The sequence below is a fragment of the Pseudomonas paracarnis genome (assembly GCF_904063055.1).
GTDB classification, from domain to species: Bacteria; Pseudomonadota; Gammaproteobacteria; order Pseudomonadales; family Pseudomonadaceae; genus Aquipseudomonas; species Aquipseudomonas paracarnis.
On record NZ_CAJFCN010000006.1, the window covers coordinates 331,812 to 356,823 of the forward strand.

19 protein-coding genes and 1 pseudogene are annotated in these 25,012 nt (G+C 60.9%); 12 read left to right on the plus strand and 8 right to left on the minus strand.

The genetic code is table 11. The annotated features are described in order from the left end of the window. Positions 1-69: 69 nt before the first annotated feature. On the minus strand, positions 70-2,445 hold the full coding sequence (gene ppsA, locus JMV15_RS15645; RefSeq protein ID WP_003193296.1) for a phosphoenolpyruvate synthase: 2,376 nt from the start codon (positions 2,443-2,445) through the stop codon (positions 70-72). Positions 2,446-2,623: 178 nt separating this feature from the next. On the opposite strand from ppsA, the gene ppsR reads away from it, so the two are divergent. Continuing rightward, positions 2,624-3,442, plus strand: a complete 819-nt coding sequence (ppsR, locus tag JMV15_RS15650) for a posphoenolpyruvate synthetase regulatory kinase/phosphorylase PpsR (protein ID WP_003193298.1) — start codon at positions 2,624-2,626, stop codon at positions 3,440-3,442. Between the two features lie 140 nt (positions 3,443-3,582). Here ppsR and JMV15_RS15655 read toward each other — a convergent pair whose 3' ends face one another. Next, positions 3,583-5,007: an aminotransferase-like domain-containing protein gene (locus tag JMV15_RS15655; RefSeq protein ID WP_014719490.1), complete on the minus strand. Its 1,425-nt coding sequence runs from the start codon at positions 5,005-5,007 to the stop codon at positions 3,583-3,585. Between the two features lie 109 nt (positions 5,008-5,116). On the opposite strand from JMV15_RS15655, the gene JMV15_RS15660 reads away from it, so the two are divergent. The 5 genes from JMV15_RS15660 to JMV15_RS15680 are packed head-to-tail and all read left to right on the plus strand — an operon-like array spanning position 5,117 to position 10,639. Continuing rightward, complete coding sequence (locus JMV15_RS15660) at positions 5,117-6,061, plus strand: DMT family transporter (protein WP_019820549.1); 945 nt, start codon at positions 5,117-5,119, stop codon at positions 6,059-6,061. Between the two features lie 23 nt (positions 6,062-6,084). Then, on the plus strand, positions 6,085-7,947 hold the full coding sequence (gene moeB / locus JMV15_RS15665; RefSeq protein ID WP_019820550.1) for a molybdopterin-synthase adenylyltransferase MoeB: 1,863 nt from the start codon (positions 6,085-6,087) through the stop codon (positions 7,945-7,947). A gap of 16 nt (positions 7,948-7,963) precedes the next feature. Continuing rightward, positions 7,964-8,878, plus strand: coding sequence for a PLP-dependent cysteine synthase family protein (locus tag JMV15_RS15670; RefSeq protein ID WP_003193306.1), 915 nt, complete (start codon positions 7,964-7,966; stop codon positions 8,876-8,878). A 37-nt stretch (positions 8,879-8,915) separates the two neighbouring features. After that, positions 8,916-9,908 (plus strand): serine O-acetyltransferase, encoded by a 993-nt coding sequence (locus JMV15_RS15675; protein WP_069868688.1) that lies wholly within the window; start codon positions 8,916-8,918, stop codon positions 9,906-9,908. A gap of 2 nt (positions 9,909-9,910) precedes the next feature. Continuing rightward, a complete protein-coding gene (locus JMV15_RS15680; protein WP_014719495.1) occupies positions 9,911-10,639 on the plus strand; it encodes an alanyl-tRNA editing protein in 729 nt (242 codons plus the stop codon). Between the two features lie 130 nt (positions 10,640-10,769). Here JMV15_RS15680 and prpD read toward each other — a convergent pair whose 3' ends face one another. From prpD to JMV15_RS15710, 6 genes are all read right to left on the minus strand, one after another. Then, the gene (gene prpD / locus JMV15_RS15685) at positions 10,770-12,254 is read right to left on the minus strand and encodes a 2-methylcitrate dehydratase (protein ID WP_069868690.1); all 1,485 of its coding nucleotides are present in this window, start codon (positions 12,252-12,254) and stop codon (positions 10,770-10,772) included. Positions 12,255-12,409: 155 nt separating this feature from the next. Further along, positions 12,410-13,600, minus strand: a complete 1,191-nt coding sequence (gene prpF, locus JMV15_RS15690; RefSeq protein ID WP_020302624.1) for a 2-methylaconitate cis-trans isomerase PrpF — start codon at positions 13,598-13,600, stop codon at positions 12,410-12,412. A gap of 11 nt (positions 13,601-13,611) precedes the next feature. After that, positions 13,612-16,206, minus strand: coding sequence for a Fe/S-dependent 2-methylisocitrate dehydratase AcnD (gene acnD / locus JMV15_RS15695; RefSeq protein WP_069868692.1), 2,595 nt, complete (start codon positions 16,204-16,206; stop codon positions 13,612-13,614). A 183-nt stretch (positions 16,207-16,389) separates the two neighbouring features. Next, a complete protein-coding gene (gene prpC, locus JMV15_RS15700) occupies positions 16,390-17,517 on the minus strand; it encodes a bifunctional 2-methylcitrate synthase/citrate synthase (RefSeq protein WP_014719499.1) in 1,128 nt (375 codons plus the stop codon). Positions 17,518-17,559: 42 nt separating this feature from the next. Then, positions 17,560-18,453 (minus strand): methylisocitrate lyase, encoded by an 894-nt coding sequence (gene prpB / locus JMV15_RS15705; protein ID WP_201491744.1) that lies wholly within the window; start codon positions 18,451-18,453, stop codon positions 17,560-17,562. Next, positions 18,450-19,163: a GntR family transcriptional regulator gene (locus JMV15_RS15710; protein ID WP_014719500.1), complete on the minus strand. Its 714-nt coding sequence runs from the start codon at positions 19,161-19,163 to the stop codon at positions 18,450-18,452. Before JMV15_RS15710 ends, prpB begins: the two co-directional genes overlap by 4 nt. Before the next feature lie 268 nt (positions 19,164-19,431). Between JMV15_RS15710 and rloA the strand changes: the two genes are divergently transcribed. From rloA to JMV15_RS15740, 6 genes and pseudogenes are all read left to right on the plus strand, one after another. Then, the gene (gene rloA / locus JMV15_RS15715; RefSeq protein WP_014719501.1) at positions 19,432-19,956 is read left to right on the plus strand and encodes a retropepsin-like aspartic peptidase RloA; all 525 of its coding nucleotides are present in this window, start codon (positions 19,432-19,434) and stop codon (positions 19,954-19,956) included. 18 nt (positions 19,957-19,974) lie between these two features. Continuing rightward, a complete protein-coding gene (gene rloB, locus JMV15_RS15720) occupies positions 19,975-21,507 on the plus strand; it encodes an osmotic stress tolerance membrane protein RloB (RefSeq protein WP_014719502.1) in 1,533 nt (510 codons plus the stop codon). After that, positions 21,507-22,493, plus strand: a complete 987-nt coding sequence (locus tag JMV15_RS15725; protein WP_003193326.1) for an alpha-L-glutamate ligase-like protein — start codon at positions 21,507-21,509, stop codon at positions 22,491-22,493. The genes rloB and JMV15_RS15725 overlap by 1 nt, the downstream gene beginning before the upstream one ends. A gap of 186 nt (positions 22,494-22,679) precedes the next feature. Then, on the plus strand, positions 22,680-24,023 hold the full coding sequence (gene pabB / locus JMV15_RS15730) for an aminodeoxychorismate synthase component I (RefSeq protein WP_069868694.1): 1,344 nt from the start codon (positions 22,680-22,682) through the stop codon (positions 24,021-24,023). A gap of 226 nt (positions 24,024-24,249) precedes the next feature. Beyond that, positions 24,250-24,553, plus strand: a pseudogene (locus JMV15_RS15735) (type II toxin-antitoxin system HigB family toxin). Further along, positions 24,553-24,909: a helix-turn-helix domain-containing protein gene (locus JMV15_RS15740; RefSeq protein ID WP_069868696.1), complete on the plus strand. Its 357-nt coding sequence runs from the start codon at positions 24,553-24,555 to the stop codon at positions 24,907-24,909. Before JMV15_RS15735 ends, JMV15_RS15740 begins: the two are co-directional and overlap by 1 nt. Positions 24,910-25,012: the final 103 nt, after the last annotated feature.

Sequence of the window (25,012 nt, forward strand, 5' to 3'; positions counted from 1 at the left end):
TTCCCGCCCTGTACAGATAAGAATGCCGGTCACCCGCAACGAGTGACCGGCACTTTTGACCACGCGATCTTAGGCGGACGCTTGGCCTTCAGCCAGGAAGAACCAGGTTTCCAGCACGGAATCGGGGTTCAGCGAGACGCTCTCGATCCCCTGCTCCATCAGCCATTTGGCCAGGTCCGGGTGGTCCGAAGGGCCTTGGCCGCAGATACCGATGTACTTGCCAGCCTTGTTACAGGCCTGGATGGCGTTGGCCAGCAGCTTCTTGACCGCTGGGTTACGCTCGTCGAACAGGTGGGCAATGATCCCCGAGTCGCGGTCCAGGCCCAGGGTCAACTGCGTCAGGTCGTTGGAGCCGATGGAGAAACCGTCGAAGAACTCCAGGAACTCTTCAGCCAAGATGGCGTTGGACGGCAATTCGCACATCATGATCACGCGCAGGCCGTTCTCGCCACGGGTCAGGCCGTTTTCTGCCAGCAGGTCCACCACCTGGCTCGCTTCGCCCAGGGTGCGCACGAAGGGCACCATGATCTCGACGTTGGTCAGGCCCATCTCGTTGCGCACGCGCTTGAGCGCACGGCATTCAAGCTCGAAGCAGTCACGGAAGGCTTCGCTGATGTAACGCGAGGCGCCGCGGAAACCCAGCATCGGGTTTTCTTCTTCCGGCTCGTAGAGCTTGCCGCCGATCAGGTTCGCGTATTCATTGGACTTGAAGTCCGACAGGCGCACGATCACCTTTTTCGGGTAGAACGCCGCAGCCAGGGTGCTGATGCCTTCGACCAGTTTCTCGACGTAGAAACCTACCGGGTCGTTGTAGCCGGCGATGCGCTTGTCGACGCTTTCCTTGATGTCCAGCGGCAGGCCGTCATAGTTCAGCAGTGCCTTGGGGTGCACGCCGATCATGCGGTTGATGATGAATTCCAGGCGGGCCAGGCCCACGCCGGCGTTCGGCAACTGGGCGAAATCAAAGGCACGGTCCGGGTTGCCGACGTTCATCATGATCTTGAACGGCAGGTCGGGCATGGCGTCGATGGAGTTTTGCTTGATATCGAAGCCCAGCTCACCTTCGAAGATAAAGCCGGTATCGCCTTCGGCGCAGGACACGGTCACACCCTGGCCATCCTTGAGCAGTTGGGTGGCGTTGCCGCAACCCACGACTGCCGGAATCCCCAGCTCACGGGCAATGATCGCCGCGTGGCAGGTACGCCCGCCACGGTTGGTGACAATGGCACTGGCGCGCTTCATCACCGGTTCCCAATCCGGGTCGGTCATGTCGGAAACCAGTACGTCACCCGGCTGGACCTTGTCCATCTCGGACACGTCCTTGATGATCCGCACCTTGCCTGCGCCAATGCGCTGGCCAATGGCACGGCCTTCTACCAGCACGGTGCCGGTTTCCTTGAGCAGGTAGCGCTCCATGACGTTGGCCGAAGTGCGGCTCTTCACGGTTTCCGGGCGAGCCTGCACGATGTACAGCTTGCCGTCGTCACCGTCCTTGGCCCACTCGATGTCCATCGGGCACTTGTAGTGCTTTTCGATGATCATCGCTTGTTTGGCCAACTCGCTGACTTCAGCGTCGGTCAGGCAGAAACGCGCACGCTCGGCCTTGTCGACTTCAACGGTTTTGACCGAGCGACCGGCCTTGGCCTCGTCGCCGTAGATCATCTTGATGGCCTTGCTGCCCAGGTTACGGCGCAGGATGGCCGGGCGGCCCGCTTCGAGGGTGCCCTTGTGTACGTAGAATTCGTCCGGGTTGACCGCGCCTTGTACGACGGTTTCGCCCAGGCCGTAGGCGCCGGTGATAAACACCACGTCACGGAAACCGGATTCGGTATCCAGGGTGAACATCACACCGGCAGTGCCGGTTTCCGAACGCACCATGCGCTGCACGCCGGCAGACAGGGCCACCAGCTTGTGGTCGAAACCCTGGTGTACGCGGTAGGAGATCGCACGGTCGTTAAAGAGGGAGGCAAACACTTCCTTGGCCGCGCGGATCACGTTTTCGACGCCGCGAATGTTGAGGAAGGTTTCCTGCTGGCCGGCAAAGGAGGCGTCCGGCAAGTCTTCGGCGGTGGCCGAGGAACGCACGGCGACGGCCATGTCCGGGTTACCGGCCGACAGGGTGGCGAAGGCGGTGCGAATTTCTTCGTTGAGCTTCTCGGGGAACTCGGCTTCCATGATCCACTGGCGGATCTGGGCGCCGGTCTTGGCCAGGGCGTTGACGTCATCGACGTCCAGGGCGTCCAGCGCGGCGTGGATCTGGGCGTTGAGGCCGCTCAGCTCTAGGAAGTCGCGGTAAGCCTGGGCCGTGGTGGCGAAACCACCGGGCACCGAGACACCAGCGCCTGCAAGATTACTGATCATCTCGCCGAGGGATGCGTTCTTGCCCCCCACATGCTCTACATCATGGACGCCGAGCTTATCGAGGGAAACTACGTACTCTACCAAGGTGATCTCTCCACTTTCTGTGTTGGAAAAGCTCAGGACGCGGGTTGCTCAGTAGGAGCTAACGCCAGCGCTTGTGGCCTGGACCTGGAAAATAAGTGAGAATGCGGCCCACTGCGGGACGGCAAAATCGCGCCTATCATATCCAAGATTCGCCATCAGCTTAAGGCCCAGGGCTCAAATGAAACGATCTGCTTTCTTTATTTCCGACGGCACCGGCATCACAGCCGAAACATTGGGCCAGAGCCTGCTCGCGCAGTTCGAAAACATTACCTTCGCCAAATTCACCCGGCCTTATATAGACAGCGTGGATAAAGCGCGGGCCATGGTACAACAAATCAATCTGGCGGCTGAAAAAGACGGTTTTCGCCCGATCATTTTCGACACCATCGTCAATCAAGACATTCGTGAGATTCTCGCAACGTCGAATGGTTTCATGATCGACATTTTCTCTACCTTCCTGGCGCCGTTGGAACAGGAGCTGAGTGAACACTCCTCCTATTCCGTCGGAAAGTCCCATTCCATCGGGCATAACTCCAACTATATGGAGCGCATCGAGGCGGTGAACTTCGCCCTCGACAACGACGACGGCGCCCGCACCCACTACTACGACAAGGCCGACCTGATCCTGGTGGGCGTGTCGCGTTGCGGCAAGACCCCCACCTGCCTGTACATGGCCATGCAATTCGGTATTCGTGCGGCCAACTATCCGCTGACCGAAGATGACATGGAACACCTGACCCTGCCCGCCGCCTTGCGCGCGCACTCACACAAACTGTTCGGCCTGACCATCGACCCGGACCGGCTGACCGCCATCCGCAACGAACGCAAGCCCAACAGCCGCTACTCCAGCTATGCCCAGTGCGAATTTGAAGTGCGGGAAGTAGAAAATCTGTTCCGTCGCGAAAATATTGCGCACATCAATTCCACGCATTTTTCGGTGGAAGAGATTTCGGCGAAGATTCTGGTGGAGAAGGGTGTGGAGCGGCGCTTCAAGTGATCTCTGTCGCCTGATCTGATCGTTCCCACGCTCTGCGTGGGAACGCCGCCTGGGACGCTCCGCGTCCCGCAATAGCGACGCGGAGCGTCGCAAGATGCATTCCCATGCAGAGCGTGGGAACGAGCAACGGTAACGCGGATTTACAGATGAAACCGCCCGCCCCCCTGCCCCAGCGCCGTCGCCAGCGCGTCAAACCCCTCGCGCAATAACTGATCATCGCCCGACGTGTTGCAGATACTCGCCCGAATAAACTGCGGCACCGCCGTCTGCCCCACGGCAAAAGCCTCGGCGGTGGCGATCAGGTAATTGTTCTGCTTGAGCTCCGCCTCGATTTCCGAGGCCCGCCAGGGCTCCGGTACTTCGATCCAGAAGTGCGGGCTGTTGAGGTGGGTGCGATAGGCCAAGCCGTTCAATAAATCTTCGACTAACGTCTTGCGGCGGCTGATCTCGTTGATCTGCTGACGCAACAAATATTCCGCCGTGCCGTTTTCAATCCACTGGGTCGCCAACTCCAGAGTCACAGGTGTGGCCATCCAGCAGGTCGAACGTAGCGCCGCCGAGATGCGACTGACCAGCGCCGGCGGCGCATGCACGTAGCCCACCCGCAAACCAGCCGACACCGCCTTGCTCAGGCTGCTGATCAAGATCGTACGCTCAGGCGCGAAGTAGCTGAGGGGCGGCGGACGGTCCTCCACCAGCACACCGTGGGCTTCGTCCTCCAGAATCAGCAGGTTATGTTCGCGACACACCCTGGCCAAGGCTTCGCGGCGCGCCACCGACAACACGGCGGTGGTCGGATTCTGGATAGTCGGCGTGCAATACAACGCCGAAATCCGGTGATTGCGACAGACCTCATCCAGCGCCGTGGGCAGCACACCTTCCTCGTCCATCTCCAGGCCGATCAGCCGCACCCCCAGCATACGCGCAGCGGTAATCAGCCCGGGATAAGTCAACTGCTCGGTGACCACCGTATCGCCAGCACGCAGCAGCGCCATCATCGCGCACAGCAAGCCATGCTGACCGCCGTTGACGCAGATGACCTGCTCGGGAATCGGATGAAACTCGCGCTGCACCAGCCATTGCGCGCCCGCTTCACGGTAACGCGGCAGGCCGGCGTCGGGGGTGTAGGCGCTGATGTCCTGGAGGAACTTGGCATTATTCGACAGGGTTTGAAAGCTCTGGGCGAGAAACACCGTCTCTTGCCCGGGAATGTGCATGTTGCGGCTCATGTCGAAGTACTGGCGCGGCTCCTCGCTGAAATTACGAAAGCCCTCATCACGCTGGCGCTCCATCCCACGCTTGCGCACGAAGGTGCCGTCACCCACCCGTGCAACCACCAGGCCCAGGCGCTCCAATTCACCGTAAGCCCGGCTGATGGTGCCGATGGTCACGCCTAAATTGTCGGAAAGCACCCGATGGGGCGGCAGTTTTCGTCCCGGTTCAATCAAGCCTTCGAGGATGCCCCGTTCCATCACATCGGACAGGCGCTTGTACTTCACGCCCTGCCCGTTGGACAAGCCCTCACGCATAATTGACACCATGTCAATATTTGTTTTGACAGCCATCTTTCGCCCTAATAGTGTGCTTTTACGGGTTCAATCGCCGATAAACATAACTCATTACAAGTTCAATATAGAGTTCAATTCCGGCTCAGGGAAGCAATAAACGATGCCAATGTCCGCCGTTCTCGAAAACACTGCAAAAACAAAAACGCAAAAACAGTGGCTCGCCGGGCTGGTGACCAGCGTGATGTTCCTGATCGTGTGCCTGAGTTGGGGCACCACGTGGCTGGGCATCAAGATCGCCGTCGAGAGCGTGCCGCCGCTGACATCCGCCGGCCTGCGCTTTCTCATCGCGTTTCCGCTGTTCCTGTGTTTTGCCATGGTGCGCCGTGAGCCGATCCTGTTTCCCCGGGAAAGCCGCTGGTTCTTCGTGTTTGTGACCCTGTCTTACTTCAGCGTTCCCTACTATTTGCTCAACTACGGCGAAATGCATGTGTCGTCGGGCCTCACCGCCCTGCTGTTCAGTTGCATGCCGGTATTCATCCTGATCTTCTCGGCGCTGTTCCTGCGCGAGCGCATCTATTTTTCCCAGGTGGTCGGCATAGGCATCGGTTTCGGCAGCCTTTACATGATCATCAAGAGCCAGGGCCTGCACCTGGACCACGCCGAGTTCTTCGGGGTACTGGCCATTCTGAGCGCCGCGATCATGCACGCCTTGTGCTATGTCATTACCAAGCAAAAAGGCAGCGCCATCAGCGTCATCACCTACAACACCCTGCCCATCGGCATTGCCGGGCTGATGCTGTTCCTGGCCGGCCTGTGGTTTGAAACACCGACGTTCGACGCCATTACCCTGCGCTCCTGGAGCGCGCTGTTCTACCTGGGGCTGGTGGCCTCGGTGGGCGGGTTCATTGTGTATTTCATGCTGCTCAAGCGCCTGAGCCCGATCATCCTGTCGTTCGTGTTCATCATCTTCCCGGTGTTCGCGGTCATCATCGGTGCCTGGTACGAAGGCGTGGAAATTTCCCGCGACCTGATGCTGTACTCGGCGATCCTGCTGGCCGGCTTTGCGATCACCAAGTTGCCGATTGAAAAACTCATGGCCAAGAAAAAGTGACCCTCAACCAACGCGAGAGAAACATGGACGTCCTCCGCCCCATCGCCCTGGAACAGATCTACGCCCACGCCAGCCGCAGCTACCCCGAGGAGTGCTGTGGTTTCGTCTTCGCCGACGGCAGCGTGTACCTGGGCAGCAATATCCAGAATGAACTGCACCGCAAGAACCCCGAGATGTACCCACGCAGCGCGGCCAATGGCTACACCTTTTCGGTGGCCGACACCCTGCTGATGAACAAGGCGTTTCGCAGTGACAACCCGGTGGTAGTGATTTACCACTCACACCCGGATGTGGGCGCCTATTTCAGTGACGAAGACCAGGACAAGGCACTGTTCCTGGGCGAGCCGATCTTCCCCGTCAGCTACTTGGTGGTGGATGTCCGCCAGGGCCAGGCCCTGGGCTCCAAGCTGTTTGCCTGGGATGGCAAGCATTTCTCCCTTCAACCTTTCAACGACCTGCACACGGAGTTGTCCATGAACGCTGTCTCTTTCCCCGACATTCTGGTTCGCGTGGCCAAGCTGCCGGAATCGACCCTTGAGGGCGCCGGATCGACATTGCGCGAAGTCATTGAAAATCTCTGCACCCATCACCCCCAATTGCGTCAGCACCTGTTCCATGAAAAGAACGACCAGCTCAAGGAACACTTCCTGTTTACCGCCGAGGAGGCGTTGATCGACGCCGATGAACCCCTGCCAGCAAAAGCCCGGATCGAAGTGTTGCTCGCCACTTCAGGTGGCATGGACATCGATGCCCTGAGCAACGAAGAAGTGCAGCGCTATGTGCGCCACATCACCCTGCCAGGCGTCGGCCGCGAAGGCCAATTGAACCTGAAGAAAGCCAAGGTGCTGGTCATCGGTACCGGCGGCCTGGGCTCGCCCATCAGCCTGTACCTGGCGGCGGCCGGCATCGGCACCCTGGGGCTGGTGGACTTTGATGTGGTGGAAAGCAGCAACCTGCAACGCCAGATCGTACATGGCAACAGCACCCTGGGCATGCCCAAGGTCGAGTCCGCCAAGCAGCGCCTGCTGGACCTCAATCCGCATATCCAGATCAACGCGTACAACACCGCGCTCAACAGCGACAACGCCCTGGCACTGGTGGGCGCCTATGACCTGGTGATCGACGGCACCGACAATTTCGACACCCGCTACCTGGTCAACGACGCCTGTGTGCAGCTGGGTAAACCCTTGGTGTACGGCGCCATCTACCGTTTCGACGGGCAGATCAGCGTGCTCAACTATAAAGGTGGGCCGTGCTATCGCTGCCTGTTCCCCAAGGCCCCACCCGCAGAGCTGGCGCCCAATTGCAGCGCGGGCGGTGTGATCGGCGTGTTGCCGGGCGTGGTCGGTATGATCCAGGCCACCGAGGCGATCAAATTACTGATCGGCATTGGCGAACCCTTGTCCGGCCGCTTGATGCGCTTCGACGCGCTGGCGATGAAGTTCAGCGAGATCCGCTTCAAGCGCCGCGCTGACTGCCCCTGCTGCTCGGACCTGCGCCACAGCGAAACCGTCGCGCCGGCCACCTGCGCCGATGCCTTACCGAGCCAGCCCTCCCTGGCCGCGGAACGCTACATCAAGCCCCAGGTGCTCAAGCAAGTGCTCGAACACCCTAGCAGCGCCGATGTATTGCTGGACGTGCGCGACGCCAGCGAACTGGAAGTGTGCAAATTACCGGGCGTGGTGCATATCCCGCTGGCAGAACTGGATGGGCAGCTCGCCAGTCTGAGCCGCGACAACACCCACTACCTGATCTGCTACGCAGGCACCCGCGCCGAGCAAGCCGCCAGCACCCTGTTGGCCGCTGGCTTTGCCAACACCAAAGTCCTGCAGGGTGGCATGAAACATTGGGTTCGCGACGTCGAACCTGACATGCCGCTGTACTGAGAGTGGGGACGTGCTGATGCTGCATAACTCCATTCTCGACGTGATCGGCCAGACGCCGATCGTGCGTCTGGCCCAGTTTTCCGAAGACCTCGGCATCGAGGTCTACGCCAAGCTGGAGTCGCTCAACCCCGGTGGCAGCCACAAGGCGCGCATCGCCCTGGGCATGATTCTGGATGCCGAGCGCCGCGGTGTGCTGATCCGTGATTCCGGGCAGACCATCATCGAACCCAGTGGCGGCAACACCGGCATTGGCTTGGTAATGGCCGGCAATGTGCTGGGCTACAAAGTGGTGCTGGTGATCCCTGACAACTACAGCCCGGAAAAACAGAAGCTGCTGCGTCTGTACGGCGCCAGGGTAGTGCTGTCCGACAGTCGCCTGGGCAATAACTCCCACGGCGAAAAGTGCATGGAGCTGCAGTTGGAGAACCCCAACTATGTGATGCTCAACCAGCAACGCAATGGCGCCAACCCCCAAACCCACCGTGACACCACCGCCCCGGAAATCCTTCGCGCCTTCGGTGAACAGCGCGTGGATTACTTCGTCAGCGGCATTGGCACCGGGGGCCATATCACCGGTATCGGCGAAACCCTCAAGGCCGCCTGGCCCGCGCTGCGAGTGATGGGCGTAGAACCGGAAGAATGCGACCTGCTCAAAGACCGGCACGCGGCGCACGGGATCCAGGGCCTGTCGATCGGCCTGATCCCCAGCATCCTCAACCTGGACGTGATCGACGGCATGCTCAAGGTGTCGCACGCCGATTGCCTGGACATGATCAAACGCATCATGCGCACCGATGCCATCAGCCTGGGGCTGTCTTCGGCCGCCAACATGGTCGCCATCGCCCAACTCGCCCCCGAACTGCCGCCTGAAACGGTGGTGTTGACCATGGTCTACGACAATGCCGACAGCTACCTGCCCAGTTTCGAGTAACCGGGTTTTTAACCATCCAACATACGGGGGTGTCTCCATGGGGGGCTTTATCGACATGCAACAGCTGCACGATGAGTTGCTCACCCACCTCATCACCACCCTCACGCCCAGACAGATGAAGCAGCTGGAGCCGCACCTGGCGCCGTTGATTCAGAACGCCGCCCAGGCGGTGGCCGAGGACCTGATTGCCTATGCCTATCGCGACCCCGCGTCCCGTGGGCGCGGTGAGTTGATCCTGGAATCCTACGCCTCGTTCAAGGCCGTGCTGTTCTACCGCCTTGCGCACCTGGTCTGGCATTTCCAGGGCGCAGACCACGGCGATTTTTCGCGCATGGCCCTCAAGCTGAGTAACCAGGGCAAGATCCTCTCCGGTGCCGAGATTCACCCGGCAGCGCGCATCGGCCGCCGCTTTGTGCTGGACCATGGCTACGGCACCGTCATCGGCGAAACCTGCGTGATCGGCAACGACTGCTACATCCTCTGCGGCGTGACCCTGGGTGCGCGCGGTATTGCCAACAACCCGGACGGCAAACGCCACCCGCGCCTGGGCAACAACGTCGAAGTCGGCGCCGGCGCCCGGGTGCTGGGCTATGTTTCGATCGGCGATAACGTGTTTATCAGCCCCTCCTGCGTGATTACCCAAGACGTGCCGGCAGGCACCAAGGTCAAGGTGGTCAACCAGATCCAACTGCAAAAAAACGATGAATCGGACCACAGCAACTACCTCGGCGCCTTTGCCCTGGATGAGCGCTTGCACGTGGTGGGCGAAGTGAGTGCCGGCCACAAGGTCACCGTGCTGGACGCCGACTTTCATCCCCTGCAAGGGCTGATGCTTGAACCCACGGTGAAAGAGCGGCATCACCTGCAGTTTCGTCTGCGTCGCCTCGACACCGGCGAACAACTGCCACGCCTGCCGCTGAACCTGAAGGTATGCGGGCCGGAATTTGAAATCACCCTGCTCTCTCCCCCTGGCTTGAGCGCACTGGTGCGCCACCTCTTGCAAGCCACCCCATTGATCGTCGGAGGTTGAACATGTCTGTGCATACCATGGAAACCCTGGCGCTGTTTGACAGCGCGCCCTACCAGAACGCCTTCAGCGCCCGGGTGATTGCCATCAGCGAACAGGGTATCGCCCTGGAGCACACCCTGTTCTACCCCACCGGCGGCGGGCAACCAGGCGATACCGGTCACCTCACTCTGGCCGATGGCACACGGGTGCAAGTGACCGGCACCGTGCGCGATCCGGTGTTGCGCTCGATCATCTGGCACCAGGTGGACCACTACCCCGAACAGTTGGCCGCTGGCGTCCAGGTCGACGCTGGGCTGGATTGGGAGCGGCGCTACCAGCACATGAAGATGCACACTTGCCTGCACTTGCTGTGTTCGCTCATCGACGCGCCCGTGACCGGTTGCAGCATCAGCGCAGATAAAGGCCGCCTGGATTTCGACCTGCCAGAAATGACCTTGGACAAAGACCGCCTCACCCAAGACCTCAACGCCCTTATCGAACAAGCCCACGCGGTCAAAACTCTGTCGATGCCCGCCACCGAGTACGCGACCCTGCTGCAGATCACCCGCACCCAGGCGGTTGCGCCGCCGGTGGTCTCCGGTTCGGTCCGGGTGATTGAAATCCCCGGCATCGATATCCAGCCCTGCGGCGGTACCCATGTGCTCAATACCGAGGAAATCGGCCGGGTGTTCTGCGAAAAGATCGAGAAGAAGAGCAAGCACAACCGCCGGGTGATACTGCGGTTTGAATAGATTCTGAAGCAGAACTTCAATCAACTGTGGGAGCTGGCTTGCCTGCGATAGCTGACATCCAGTCAATTCATGTGGGGCTGACACACCGCTATCGCAGGCAAGCCAGCTCCCACATTAACCGCGTTGTTTTTCAGATCGTGAGCAGGTCCATGAAACGGTTGACTGGCGTCGCCTCAAGCCGTGCCTGATCCTTGCACAACGCAAAGATTTCGGCGCTGCGTTGCGCAGTGAACCGCGTGGCTAGGTTGGCCTTGAACTTGTCTTCCAGCAGTGGAATGCCGTCCACCCGACGGCGACGATGGCCAATCGGATACTCCACCGCCACCTGCTCGGTGCAGGTGCCATCCGTGAAAAACACCTGCACCGCATTGGCAATGGAGCGCTTGTCGGCCTCCAGGTATTCGCGGCTGTAGCGCGGGTCTTCGACGATGACCATCTTGTCGCGCAGCTGATCAATGATCGGGTGGGCCGCGTGGAAATCATCTTCATACTGCTCGGCCACCAGGTTGCCGAACGCCAACGGCACGGCGGTCATGTATTGCAGGCAGTGGTCGCGATCAGCGGCGTTGGCCAACGGGCCGACCTTGGAAATAATGCGAATCGCCGACTCGTGGGTAGTGATCACGATGCGCTCGATTTCATGCAGGCGATGCTTGAGCTGCGGGTGCAGGGCGACTGCCGCTTCACAGGCCGTTTGCGCGTGAAACTCGGCCGGGAAGCTGATCTTGAACAGCACGTTCTCCATCACGTAGGTGCCGTAGGGTTGGGGCAGGCTGAACGCGCGCTTATCCTCGGGCTTGAGCGCCAAGTCCTTGTTGGTGTGGCTGAACAGCACGTCGTAGAAGCCCCACTGCGGCGCACTCAATACACCGGGGATGCCCATTTCGCCACGCAAGGCGATGTCTGCCAGGCGTACGCCGCGGCTCGATGCATCGCCTGCGGCCCAGGATTTGCGCGAGCCGGCATTCGGTGCATGGCGATAGGTGCGCAGCGCCTGGCCATCGACAAAAGCGTGTGACAACGCCGATAGCAGTTGCTCGCGGTTGGCGCCCATCAGCTTGGCGGTGACCGCCGTGGTAGCGACTTTCACCAGCAACACATGGTCGAGGCCTACCCGGTTGAAGGAGTTTTCCAAGGCAATCACACCTTGGATTTCGTGGGCCATGATCATCGCTTCCAGCACTGCACGCACGGTCAACGGCGCGTCGCCATTGGCCAGGCGCTTTTGCGACAGGTGATCGGCCACGGCGAGGATGCCGCCCAGGTTGTCCGAAGGGTGGCCCCATTCAGCAGCGAGCCAGGTGTCGTTGTAGTCGAGCCAGCGCACGATGCAACCGATATCCCAGGCGGCCTTGACCGGGTCCAGGCGGAACGAAGTGCCCGGCACCCGTGCGCCAAACGGCACCACGGTACCCTCTACCATCGGCCCCAGGTGCTTGGTGCACTCGGGGAAGCGCAGGGCCAGCAGGCCACAGCCGAGGGTGTCCATCAGGCAGTTGCGGGCGGTATCCAGGGCGTCCTGGGAGTCGATGCGGTAGTTGAGGACGTAGTCGGCGATGTCCTGCAACACCGGGTCGTAGTCGGGACGGTTGTTCTGGTCGACGTTGGCGCTCATGGCGGTTCTCCTAAAAGTTGGTTGTTCCATCCTCAGGGTCAGGGTTTGATCGTTCCCACGCTCCGCGTGGGAATGCATCCCGTGACGCTCTGCGTCACAGCAGGACGCAGAGCGTCCCAGGCGGCGTTCCCACGCGGAGCGTGGGAACGATCAAGCTAGAAAGCGTCGCCGGGGATGCGCACATAGCCTTCCATTAACACCCGTGCGCTGCGGCTCATGATGGCTTTCTTCACCACCCATTCACCGTCCACCTGGCTGGCCTCAGCCCCCACGCGCAAGGTGCCGGACGGATGCCCGAAGCGCACGGCATTGCGCTCTACGCCGCCCGCCGCCAGGTTGACCAAGGTGCCGGAAATCGCCGCGGCGGTGCCAATCGCTACCGCCGCGGTGCCCATCATCGCGTGGTGAAGTTTGCCCATCGACAAGGCGCGCACCAGCAGGTCCACATCGCCGGCCTTGATCGCCTTGCCGCTGGAGGCCACGTAATCGGCAGGTTTGGCCACGAATGCCACCTTGGGCGTGTGCTGGCGCTGGGCGGCTTCGTCCAGGTGTTTGATCAGGCCCATGCGCAACGCGCCATACGCCCGCACGGTCTCGAACATCGCCAGGGCCTTGGGGTCGCTGTTGATCGCGCCTTGCAGCTCGGTACCGGTGTAGCCGAGGTCTTGGGCGTTGATGAAAATCGTCGGGATACCGGCGTTGATCAACGTGGCCTTGAAGGTACCGACGCCGGGTACCTCCAGGTCGTCGACGAGGTTGCCAGTGGGGAACATCGAGCCACCACCGCCCTCTTCTTCCGCCGCCGGGTCCATGAATTCCAACTGCACTTCGGCAGCCGGGAAGGTCACGCCGTCCAGTTCAAAGTCGCCGGTTTCCTGCACCGCGCCGTCAGTGATTGGCACGTGGGCGATGATGGTCTTGCCGATATTGGCCTGCCACACCCGCACCACGGCCACGCCGTTATGGGGTACGCGGGCCGCATCGACCAGGCCGGCACTGATGGCGAACGAACCCACCGCCGCCGACAGGTTGCCGCAGTTGCCGCTCCAATCGACAAATGGCTTGTCGATGGAGACCTGGCCGAACAGGTAATCCACGTCGTGATCGGCGCGGCTGCTTTTGGCCAGGATCACAGTCTTGCTGGTGCTCGAGGTGGCCCCACCCATGCCGTCGATCTGCTTGTCATAGGGGTCGGGGCTGCCAATCACCCGCAGCAACAAGGCGTCGCGTGCAGGGCCCGGCACCTGCGCCGCGGCGGGCAGGTCCTGGAGGCTGAAGAACACGCCCTTGCTGGTGCCGCCACGCATGTAGGTGGCGGGGATTTTGATTTGCGCTACGTGTGCCATGGTTATCCTCTTCAGGCGGTCGCCTTTGATTCCAGGAAGTCCTGGGCGAAACGTTGCAACACGCCACCGGCTTCGTAGATCGACACTTCTTCGGCGGTGTCCAGGCGGCAGGTCACTGGCACCTCGACACGTTCGCCATTCTTGCGGTTGATCACCAGGGTCAGTTGCGCACGCGGGGTGCGCTCGCCGACCACGTCATAGGTTTCACTGCCGTCGATTTGCAGGGTGTGGCGGTCGGTGCCTGGCAGGAACTCCAGGGGCAACACGCCCATGCCCACCAGGTTGGTGCGGTGGATACGCTCGAAGCCTTCGGCGGCAATCGCTTCCACACCGGCCAGGCGTACGCCCTTGGCCGCCCAGTCGCGGGACGAGCCCTGGCCATAGTCGGCGCCGGCGATGATGATCAGCGGTTGCTTGCGCTCCATGTAAGTCTCGATGGCTTCCCACATCCGCGTGACCTTGCCTTCCGGCTCGATACGCGCAAGAGAGCCCTGCTTGACCTTGCCGTTTTCTTGCACCATTTCGTTGAACAGTTTCGGGTTGGCGAAGGTGGCGCGCTGCGCCGTCAAATGGTCGCCCCTGTGGGTGGCGTAGGAGTTGAAGTCGACCTCGGGCAAGCCCATTTTCGCCAGGTATTCACCGGCGGCGCTGTCCAGCATGATTGCGTTGGACGGCGACAAGTGGTCGGTGGTGATGTTGTCCGGCAGCACCGCCAGCGGGCGCATACCTTTGAGCGGTCGTGCACCGGCCAGCGCGCCTTCCCAGTACGGCGGGCGGCGGATATAGGTGCTTTGTGGGCGCCAGTCGTACAGCGGCGTGACCTTGGGCCCGGTGTCTTCGTGAATGGCGAACATCGGGATATACACCGCACGGAATTGCTCGGGTTTTACCGAAGCCTTGACCACCGCGTCGATCTCTTCATCGCTCGGCCAGATGTCTTGCAGGCGGATTTCGTTGCCGTCGGCATCCAGGCCGAGCACGTCCTTCTCGATGTCGAAACGGATGGTACCGGCAATCGCATAGGCCACCACCAGCGGCGGCGACGCCAGGAAGGCTTGCTTGGCGTAAGGGTGAATGCGCCCGTCAAAGTTGCGGTTACCCGACAACACCGCGGTGGCGTACAGGTCGCGGTCGATGATCTCTTGCTGGATCACCGGGTCGAGTGCGCCGGACATGCCGTTGCAGGTGGTGCAGGCAAAGGCCACCACGCCAAAACCGAGTTTTTCCAGCTCATGGCCCAGGCCGGCTTCGTCCAGGTACATGGCCACGGTTTTCGAGCCCGGCGCCAAAGACGACTTGACCCACGGCTTGCGGGTCAGCCCCAGCTTGTTGGCGTTGCGTGCCAACAGGCCGGCGGCAATCACGTTGCGCGGGTTGCTGGTGTTGGTGCAACTGGTGATGGCGGCGATGATCACTGCGCCGTCGGGCATTTGCCCCGGCACGTCATCCCATTGGCCGGCAATGCCTTTCGACGCAAGGTCGCGGGTGGCCAGGCGGGCATGGGGGTTGCTCGGGCCGGCCATGTTGCGCACGACGCTGGAGAGGTCGAAGCTCAGGCTGCGCTCGTACTGCGCGCCTTTCAGGTCGTCCGCCCACAGGCCAGTGTGGCGTGCATATTGCTCGACCAGGGCGACTTGTTCGTCTTCGCGGCCGGTGAGTTTGAGGTAAGCGATGGTTTGCGCGTCGATGTAGAACATCGCGGCGGTGGCGCCGTACTCCGGGGCCATGTTGGAGATGGTGGCACGGTCACCCAAAGTGAGTGCCGACGCCCCTTCGCCGAAGAACTCCAGCCAGGCGCCGACCACCTTCTGCTGGCGCAGGAATTCGGTGAGCGCCAGCACCATATCGGTGGCGGTGATGCCCGGTTGCAGCTTGCCGGTCAATTCCACGCCCACGCTTTCCGGCAGGCGCATCCACGACGCGCGGCCGAGCATCACGCTCTCGGCTTCCAGGCCACCGACGCCGATGGCGATCACCCCCAGGGCGTCTACGTGAGGCGTATGGCTGTCGGTGCCGACACAGGTATCCGGGAAGGCCACGCCGTCACGCACTTGAATCACCGGGGACATTTTCTCCAGATTGATCTGGTGCATGATGCCGTTGCCCGGCGGGATCACATCAACGTTCTTGAAGGCCTTTTTGGTCCACTCGATAAAGTGGAAGCGGTCTTCGTTGCGACGGTCTTCAATGGCGCGGTTTTTTTCGAAGGCTTGCGGGTCAAAGCCACCGGCCTCGACGGCCAGTGAATGGTCGACGATCAGTTGGGTGGGCACCACCGGGTTGACCTGCGCCGGGTCGCCGCCTTGCTGGGCGATGGCATCGCGCAGGCCGGCGAGGTCGACCAGAGCGGTCTGGCCGAGGATGTCATGGCACACCACGCGGGCGGGGAACCACGGGAAGTCGAGGTCGCGCTTGCGCTCGATCAGTTGGCTCAGGGACGCGTCGAGGGTGGCCGGGTCGCAACGGCGCACCAGGTTCTCGGCGAGCACGCGCGAAGTGTAGGGCAGCGTGGCGTAGGCGCCGGGGGTGATTGCCTCGACAGCCGCACGGGCGTCGAAGAAATCCAGGCGGCTGCCGGGGAGCGGTTTGCGAAATTCAGTGTTCATCGTCAGGACTCGGTCACGGTAAGTTCGAAAGGTGAACTGTCGACACTGGCTTTGTTTCCTGTGGGAGCTGGCTTGCCTGCGATGGCATCACTGTGGTGTGACAGGTACACCGAGGTGATGCCATCGCAGGCAAGCCAGCTCCCACACACAAGCACATGAGCCAGCGGGCACAGCCCATCCCATTCAGCGACGTTCGATTGGCACGAACTTGCGCTGCTCAACGCCGGTGTACTCGGCGCTTGGACGGATGATGCGGTTGTTGGCGCGCTGCTCGAACACATGCGCAGCCCAGCCAGTCAGGCGCGAGCATACGAAAATCGGCGTGAACAGCTTGGTCGGGATGCCCATGAAGTGGTACGCCGAGGCATGGTAGAAATCGGCGTTAGGAAACAGCTTCTTCTGTTCCCACATGGTCTTGTCGATGGCTTCGGAGACCGGGAACAACACGGTGTCGCCCACTTCGTCAGCGAGCTTTTTCGACCAGCCCTTGATCACTTCATTGCGCGGATCGCTGTCTTTATAGATCGCGTGGCCAAAGCCCATGATCTTGTCTTTGCGCGCCAACATGCCAAGGGTGCCTTCAACCGCTTCCTGGGCCGAGGAGAAACGTTCGATCATTTCCATCGCCGCTTCGTTGGCACCGCCGTGCAGCGGGCCGCGCAGGGAGCCGATGGCAGCGGTGACGCAGGAATACAGGTCGGACAATGTCGATGCACACACCCGTGCGGTGAAGGTCGAAGCGTTGAATTCGTGTTCAGCGTAGAGGATCAGCGACACGTTCATCACTTTGACGTGCAGCTCGCTCGGTTTCTTGCCATGCAGCAGGTGCAGGAAGTGGCCACCGATGCTCGGCTCGTCGGTCACGCAGTCGATGCGCTGGCCGTCGTGGCTGAAGCGATACCAGTAGCACATGATCGCCGGGAACGCGGCGAGCAGGCGGTCGGTGACATCGCGCTGCACGCTGAAATCTTTCTCCGGCTCGATATTGCCCAGGAACGAGCACCCGGTGCGCATCACGTCCATCGGATGGGCGTCGGCGGGGATGCGTTCGAGCACTTCTTTCAGGGCCTGGGGCAGGTCACGCAGTTTGCTCAGCTTGTTGCTGTAAGCGGCCAGTTCGGCCTGGGTTGGCAGTTCACCGTACAGCAGCAGGTAGGCGACTTCTTCAAACTGGGCGTCGGCGGCCAGTTCGCGTACGTCGTAGCCACGGTAGGTCAGGCCGGCGCCGGCCTGGCCCACGGTGGACAGTGCAGTCTGCCCGGCGACCTGGCCACGCAGGCCAGCACCACTCAATACTTTTGCTTCAGCCATGTTCGTTCTCCAATTTTGTAGTTGTTCAGGGAACCACAGGGTTTATTTTTTCGCGGCGAACAGCGCGTCGAGCTTCTGCTCGAAGGTGTGGTAGTCGATGCGATCGTAAAGCTCCATGCGCGTTTGCATGGTGTCGATCACATTCTGCTGGGTACCGTCGCGACGAATCGCGGTGTAGACATTCTCGGCCGCCTTGTTCATGGCACGGAAAGCCGAGAGCGGGTACAGCACAATGGAAACATCCGCAGATTTCAACTGTTCGGTGGTGTACAGCGGTGTGGCGCCGAACTCGGTGATGTTCGCCAGGATCGGCGCCTTCACGCGGGAGGCGAACAGCTTGTACATCTCCAGTTCAGTGATGGCTTCCGGGAACACCATGTCGGCACCGGCCTCGATGCACGCGGCGGCACGCTCCAGCGCGGACTCCAGGCCCTCGACCGCCAGGGCGTCGGTGCGCGCCATGATCACGAAGCTGTCATCGGTGCGCGCATCCACGGCGGCCTTGATGCGGTCGACCATTTCTTGCTGGGACACGATTTCTTTGTTGGGGCGATGACCGCAGCGCTTGGCGCCCACCTGGTCTTCGATATGGATGGCGGCGGTGCCGAACTTGATCATCGACTTGACGGTACGTGCCACGTTGAACGCCGAGGAGCCGAAACCGGTGTCCACGTCCACCAGCAGCGGCAGGTCGCACACGTCGGTAATGCGGCGCACGTCGGTGAGCACGTCATCCAGGCCGGTGATGCCCAAGTCCGGCACGCCCAGGGAGCCGGCGGCTACACCGCCACCTGACAGGTAAATCGCCTTGAAGCCGGCGCGCTTGGCCAAGAGCGCATGGTTGGCATTGATGGCGCCCACCACTTGCAAGGGCTGTTCGCTGGCGACGGCGTCACGGAAACGCTGGCCGGGAGTGCTGTTGTTGTTGGAACTCATGACTCACCTCGTGATGAAGGCGCACCGTCCGGGAAGTGACGGGCAATGTTGCGTTTGGAGGCGCCGATATGCCGGCGCATCAACAGTTCGGCCAGTTCACCGTCGCGATCGGCAATCGCGTCCAGAATGCGGTGATGCTCGGCAAAGGCCTGACGTGGACGATTGGGGGTGGCGGAGAACTGGATGCGGTACATGCGCACCAGTTGATACAGCTCGCCGCAGAGCATTTGGGTGAGGGTGCGGTTACCGGCACCTTGAATGATGCGGTAGTGAAAATCGAAGTCGCCTTCCTGCTGGTAATAGCCGACACCGGCCTGGAACGCCGCATCCCGTTCGTGGGTGTGCAACACCTGGCGCAGCTCCTCGATCTCTGCGTCAGTCATACGCTCGGCGGCCAGGCGACAGGCCATGCCCTCTAAGGACTCGCGAATCTCATACAGTTCGACCAGCTCGGCGTGACTCAAAGACACCACGCGTGCGCCGACATGAGGCACCCGCACCAGCAGGCGCTGGCCTTCCAGGCGATGGATCGCTTCGCGCAGCGGGCCGCGACTGATGCCGTAGGTGCGCGCCAGCTCCGGCTCGGAAATCTTGCTACCGGGGGCGATTTCGCCTTTGACGATGGCGGCCTGGATACGCCGGAAGACGTTCTCTGACATGGTCTGGGAATCGTCTGGTGCCACCGATGGTTTTTCCAGTTGCTCCAGCATTGTCGACACCTTTAAAATCAATGCCGCAAAAACTAGCCAATAAGCCTCTCATAGTCAAAGAATAAATACACATTGTCGACAATCGTCTAATAACCCCATCAATCGCCCGCCCAGGCATGGCCGCCTGCCAGCGCTGGCGCCAAAAAAGCATCATGTTAGAATGCCCGCCGCTTTTGCCTGACATCAGATGATGAAAGGGCGCACCCGAGATTGCGCAGCAATGCCAGTCCCCATGAAATGAACAGTGCACTGCCCTGCCTCAGGATTTATGAGACTCAAGCCTTACCTACTAGTGATGTGCCTGCTGTGCATACCGAGCCTTGGCGCTGGCGCCGAGAAGACCGTGTACGGCCTGAATGAATACGCCAAGCTTGCGGGTATCGACCTGGAAGTGGCGGCCAAACTCGACACCGGCGCCAAGACCGCCTCGTTGAGTGCCCGCGATATCAAGCGCTTCAAGCGCAATGGCGAATCCTGGGTACGCTTCTACCTGGCCATCGACACCGCCCATTCCCACCCCATCGAACTGCCCCTGGCGCGTGTCAGCAAGATCAAGCGCCGCGCCGGCGACTACGACCCCGATGAGGACAAGAACTACACCGCCCGCCCAGTGATTGCGCTGGATATCTGCATGGGCAGTGCTTTACGCAGCATCGAAGTGAACTTGACTGACCGCAGCGCATTCCAATACCCGCTGCTGATTGGCTCCGAAGCCTTGAAACGCTTTGATGCGCTGGTCGACCCCAGTCTTAAATATGCAGCAGGCAAACCCGCCTGCGCCGCCGACGCTTAATACCGCCGAGTAAACCGAATGCGCTCTCTGACCCTGCACCTGAAAATCCTGATCACCTTGCTGGTGGTGCTGGGCATTTCGGTCACCGCCTATCAGATCTTCGTGCTGGGAATTCCCGTCACCGAAGATGCCACCGACGACTTGTGGAACATCGACGCCAAGGTCGAGTTCGTCGCCAACCCGAAAGACCCGGTCAAGATCCAGATGTTCGTGCCGCCCTTGAGCCGCGACTTCGTCAGCCTCAATGAGAGCTTTATCTCGAACAACTACGGGGTGAGCGTCAACCGCATCGACGGCAACCGCAAGGTCACCTGGTCGGCGCGCCGGGCCAAGGGCAACCAGACCCTCTATTACCGCCTGGTGCTGACCAAGCGCTACAGCGGCGAAAAGATCAAGATCAAAGGCCCGACCTTCCGCGACAGCATCGCCGTGGAAGGCCCGGAAAAGATCGCCGCCGAAGCCTTGCTGGCCCCGATCCGCCAGCACTCGGCCGACGTCGAAACCTTTATCAGTGAAGCCATCAAGCGCACCAACAACCTCAACGACGACAATGTGAAGTTGCTGCTGGCCGGCGACCCCTCGACGCCGCACAAAGCCAAGATCGTCGAACTGCTGCTGTCCATCGCCCACGTGCCGGTAGAGAAAGTCCACACCATCCGCCTGGTGGCCGACCAGCCGCAAACCCCGGAACTGTGGCTGCGCAGTTTCAACGGCAACGACTGGCTGTACTTCAACCCGGAAACTGGCGAACAGGGCCTGCCCGCCGACCGCCTGCTATGGTGGACCGGCGATGAAAACCTGATCACCGTCGATGGCGGCAAGAAAGCCATGGTGACCTTCAGCCTGAACAACAGCGAGATGAATGCCATCCGCCTGGCCAAGCTGACGGACGAAAACACCGACGCCAACTTCCTCGAATACTCGCTGTACGGCCTGCCGCTGCAAACCCAGCAGACCTTCATGATCATGGTGATGATCCCGATAGGCGTGCTGGTGATTCTGATCCTGCGCAACCTGATCGGCCTGCAAACCCTGGGTACCTTCACACCGGTGCTGATCGCCCTGGCGTTCCGCGAGACGCAACTGGGCTTCGGGATTGTGCTGTTCACAATTATCACAGCACTGGGGTTATCACTCAGGTCCTACCTGGAACACTTGAAACTGCAGATGTTGCCGAGGCTGTCGGTGGTGCTGACCTTTGTGGTGGTGCTGATTGCCGCCATCAGCCTGTTCAGCCACAAGCTGGGGCTGGAACGCGGCTTGTCGGTGGCGCTGTTCCCGATGGTGATCCTGACCATGACCATCGAACGCCTCTCGATTACCTGGGAGGAGCGTGGCGCCAACCATGCGCTGAAAGTGGCGATTGGCACCCTGTTCGCTGCGTCCCTGGCGCACCTGATCATGAGCGTGCCGGAGTTGGTCTACTTCGTGTTCACCTTCCCGGCGATCCTGTTGATCCTGGTGGGCTTCATGCTGGCCATGGGTCGCTACCGCGGCTATCGCCTCACCGAGCTGGTGCGTTTCAAGGCGTTCCTGAAGGCTGACTCTTGATGTTCGGCTTCTGGAAGACCTGGAAGGCCCTGGAAGCGCGGGGGATCATGGGTATTAACCGGCGTAATGCCGACTACGTGCTCAAGTACAACAAGCGCAGCCTGTACCCGATAGTGGATGACAAGATCATTACCAAGGAACGGGCGCTGGCCGCCGGTATCCATGTACCGGAAATGTACGGGGTGATCTCCACCGAAAAGGAAATCGACAAGCTCGACGAGATCATCGGCGGGCGCAGCGACTTCGTGATCAAGCCCGCCCAGGGCGCCGGTGGCGACGGCATCCTGGTGGTTGCAGACCGTTTTGAAGGGCGCTATCGCACGGTGTCCGGCAAGATCATCAGCCATGAAGAGATCGAGCACCAGATTTCCAGCATCCTCACCGGCCTGTACTCCCTCGGCGGCCACCGCGACCGCGCGTTGATCGAGTACCGCGTGGTGCCCGACCAGATCTTCAAGAGCATCAGCTATGAAGGCGTGCCGGACATCCGCATCATCGTGCTGATGGGTTACCCGGTGATGGCGATGCTGCGCTTGCCCACCCGCCAGTCCGGCGGCAAGGCCAACCTGCACCAGGGCGCGATCGGCGTGGGTGTAGACCTGGCCACCGGCCTGACCCTGCGCGGCACCTGGCTGAACAACATCATCACCAAGCACCCCGACACCACCAACGCGGTGGATGGCGTGCAACTGCCCAACTGGGACGGTTTCATGAAACTCGCAGCCGGCTGCTATGAGCTGTGCGGGCTGGGTTATATCGGCGTGGACATGGTGCTGGACCAGGAAAAAGGCCCGCTGATCCTTGAGCTGAACGCACGGCCAGGGCTGAACATCCAGATTGCCAACGACTGCGGCTTGACCTTGCGCACCCATGCGGTGGAGGCGCGGCTGGAAGAACTCAAGGCGGCCGGGGTGACAGAAACCCCAGAAGAACGGGTGAAGTTCGTGCAGGAGATGTTCGGGCATATTCCGCCGGTTGAAGGTTAAGCAGCGCATCGCAGGCAAGCCCGGGCTCGCTAGGTGGGAGCTGGCTTGCCTGCGATAGCTTTCTGACAAGCCATCCATCCCCCAGGCTATGCCCTCTATCGAGCTATCACCGACATCCCCCCTAGGAGCAAGTCCTACAGAGGACTACAATCCCCTCCCCCACGCCACTGGCTGATTCACCCTCGCATGTCGACCTGTTCCGTTTACCCCTTACCCTACCGGGCCAACCCCGCCGAGTACTTTGCGGCTATTCGCCATGCGCCTGGCGCGGTGCTGCTCGACAGCGGCCGCCCGGCTGCCGAGCGGGGGCGCTATGACCTGCTCAGCGCCTGGCCTGAAGCAACCTTGACGGTTGGGCCGGATGAAAGCGGCGGCGATTTCCTGCAACGCTTGCGAGAGAACCTGGCGCAGTTGGGTGAGGCCGCCCTGCCTGCTGGGGTTGAATTGCCCTTTGCCGGCGGTTTGATCGGTTACTTGAGCTATGACTTCGGCCGGCACCTGGAACAGGTTGCACGCCTGGCCGTGGACGACCTGCACCTGCCGGATGCGCGCCTGGGGTTGTATGCCTGGGCGCTGGTCAGCGATCACCAGGCGCGCACCAGCCAGCTGGTGTTTCACCCGGTGCTGGCCGATAGCGAGCGGCAACGGCTGATCGCTCTGTTCAGTCATGCAACGGGCAGCGCGCCCACCGCCTTCAAGCTTCAGGGCCCCATGGCGCCGGACCTCAGCCTGGAGGCATATCAGCAGGCCATCCTGCGTATTCAGGATTACATTCAGGCCGGCGACTGCTACCAGGTCAACTTTACCCAACGCTTTCGCGCACCTTGTAGCGGCGACCCGTGGGCGGCCTACTGCGCCCTGCGCGAGGCCTGCCCGACACCGTTTTCCGGGTTCCAGAGCCTGCCGGATGACGGCGCGGTGCTGAGCCTGTCGCCGGAACGCTTTGTGCGCATCAGCGAACGCCAGGTCGAGACTCGCCCGATCAAGGGCACCCGCCCTCGCGGCCTGACGCCAGAAGAGGATGCCGCCAACGCCGCCGAACTGCTGGCCAGCCCCAAGGACCGCGCAGAAAACCTGATGATCGTCGACCTGCTGCGCAACGACCTTGGCCGCAGTTGCCGTATCGGCTCAGTGAAAGTGCCGGAGCTGTTCAGCCTGGAAAGCTACCCCAACGTGCACCACTTGGTGAGCAGCGTCACTGGCATATTGGCCGACGACAAAGACGCCCTCGACCTGATCGCCGGCAGCTTCCCTGGCGGCTCCATCACCGGCGCGCCGAAGATTCGCGCCATGCAGATCATCGACGAGCTTGAACCCACCCGCCGCGGGTTGTATTGCGGCTCGCTGGTGTACCTGGACGTGCGCGGCGAGATGGACAGTTCCATCGCGATTCGCAGCTTGCTGGTCAAGGATGGGCAGGTGTGTTGCTGGGGTGGCGGCGGGATTGTGGCGGATTCGCAGTGGCAGGCGGAGTATCAGGAGTCGCTGACGAAGGTGCGGGTGTTGTTACAAACGTTGGAAAACCTGTAGGGCACAGCCCCTGCCTAGCGTTCGAGTAGAACGCCATGCGATAGAAAAAGCCTGAATCAGAACCGCTGTGGACGGAATAGACGCTTGCATATAGCGTCCGGATCGACCGTCCACCGCCACCTGTGAAGGATCACATGAAGCGACTACCTCCTCGTCTGGAAATATTTCCGAGATTGCCTAACCGCGCAATCGCACCTATGATCTCCCAAAATGGGAGGTTGAAGCGATGCGGATAATCGCTCTCTCTACCCTACGAATATTCTGGGAAAGCCATTCAGCTTATAGCGACGCCAGAACACCGCTGGTCGAGTGGTATCGGCACATGGAAAAGGCCAATTATCCAACACCGCAAGCACTCAAGTGCCGAGCTCAGAACAGCGAGCATTCTTAAGGGCGGCAGGGTCGTGTTCAACGTCGGCGGCAACAAGTATCGAGTGATCATGGCCATCGACTACCAGCGACAACTAGGGTTTATACGGTTCGTGGGGACCCACGCTCAGTACGACCAGATCAACGCGGAGACTGCGTGATGAACATCAAACCTATTCACTCCCAGGAAGAACTGACTGCGGCACTCGTACGAGTCGAGCAGATATGGGGAGCACTACCCGGCTCGCCTGAAGGTGATGAGCTGGAAATCCTGGCAATCCTCATCGAGAAGTACGAAGCCGAGCATTACCCCATGCCCCCTTCGGATCCGGTAGAGGCTATCAAGTTTCGCATGGAGCAATTGGGCATGACCGCCCGCGATCTGGAGCCGTTTATCGGCACCAGTGGGCGGGTGTCAGAGGTGCTGAACCACAAGCGCAAGCTGAGCCTGGCGATGATCAAACGCCTGCATGAAGGCTTGCGTATTCCTTATGAGCGCTTGCTGGCCGAGGGTTAGGCGGTGACGGAGCCGATGCCGTCGCGGGCAACCCCGGCTCCCTCAGTTGACCGCGTCGTTTGACGTTACAGGGTCGAAGGTGGGAGCTGGCTTGCCTGCGATG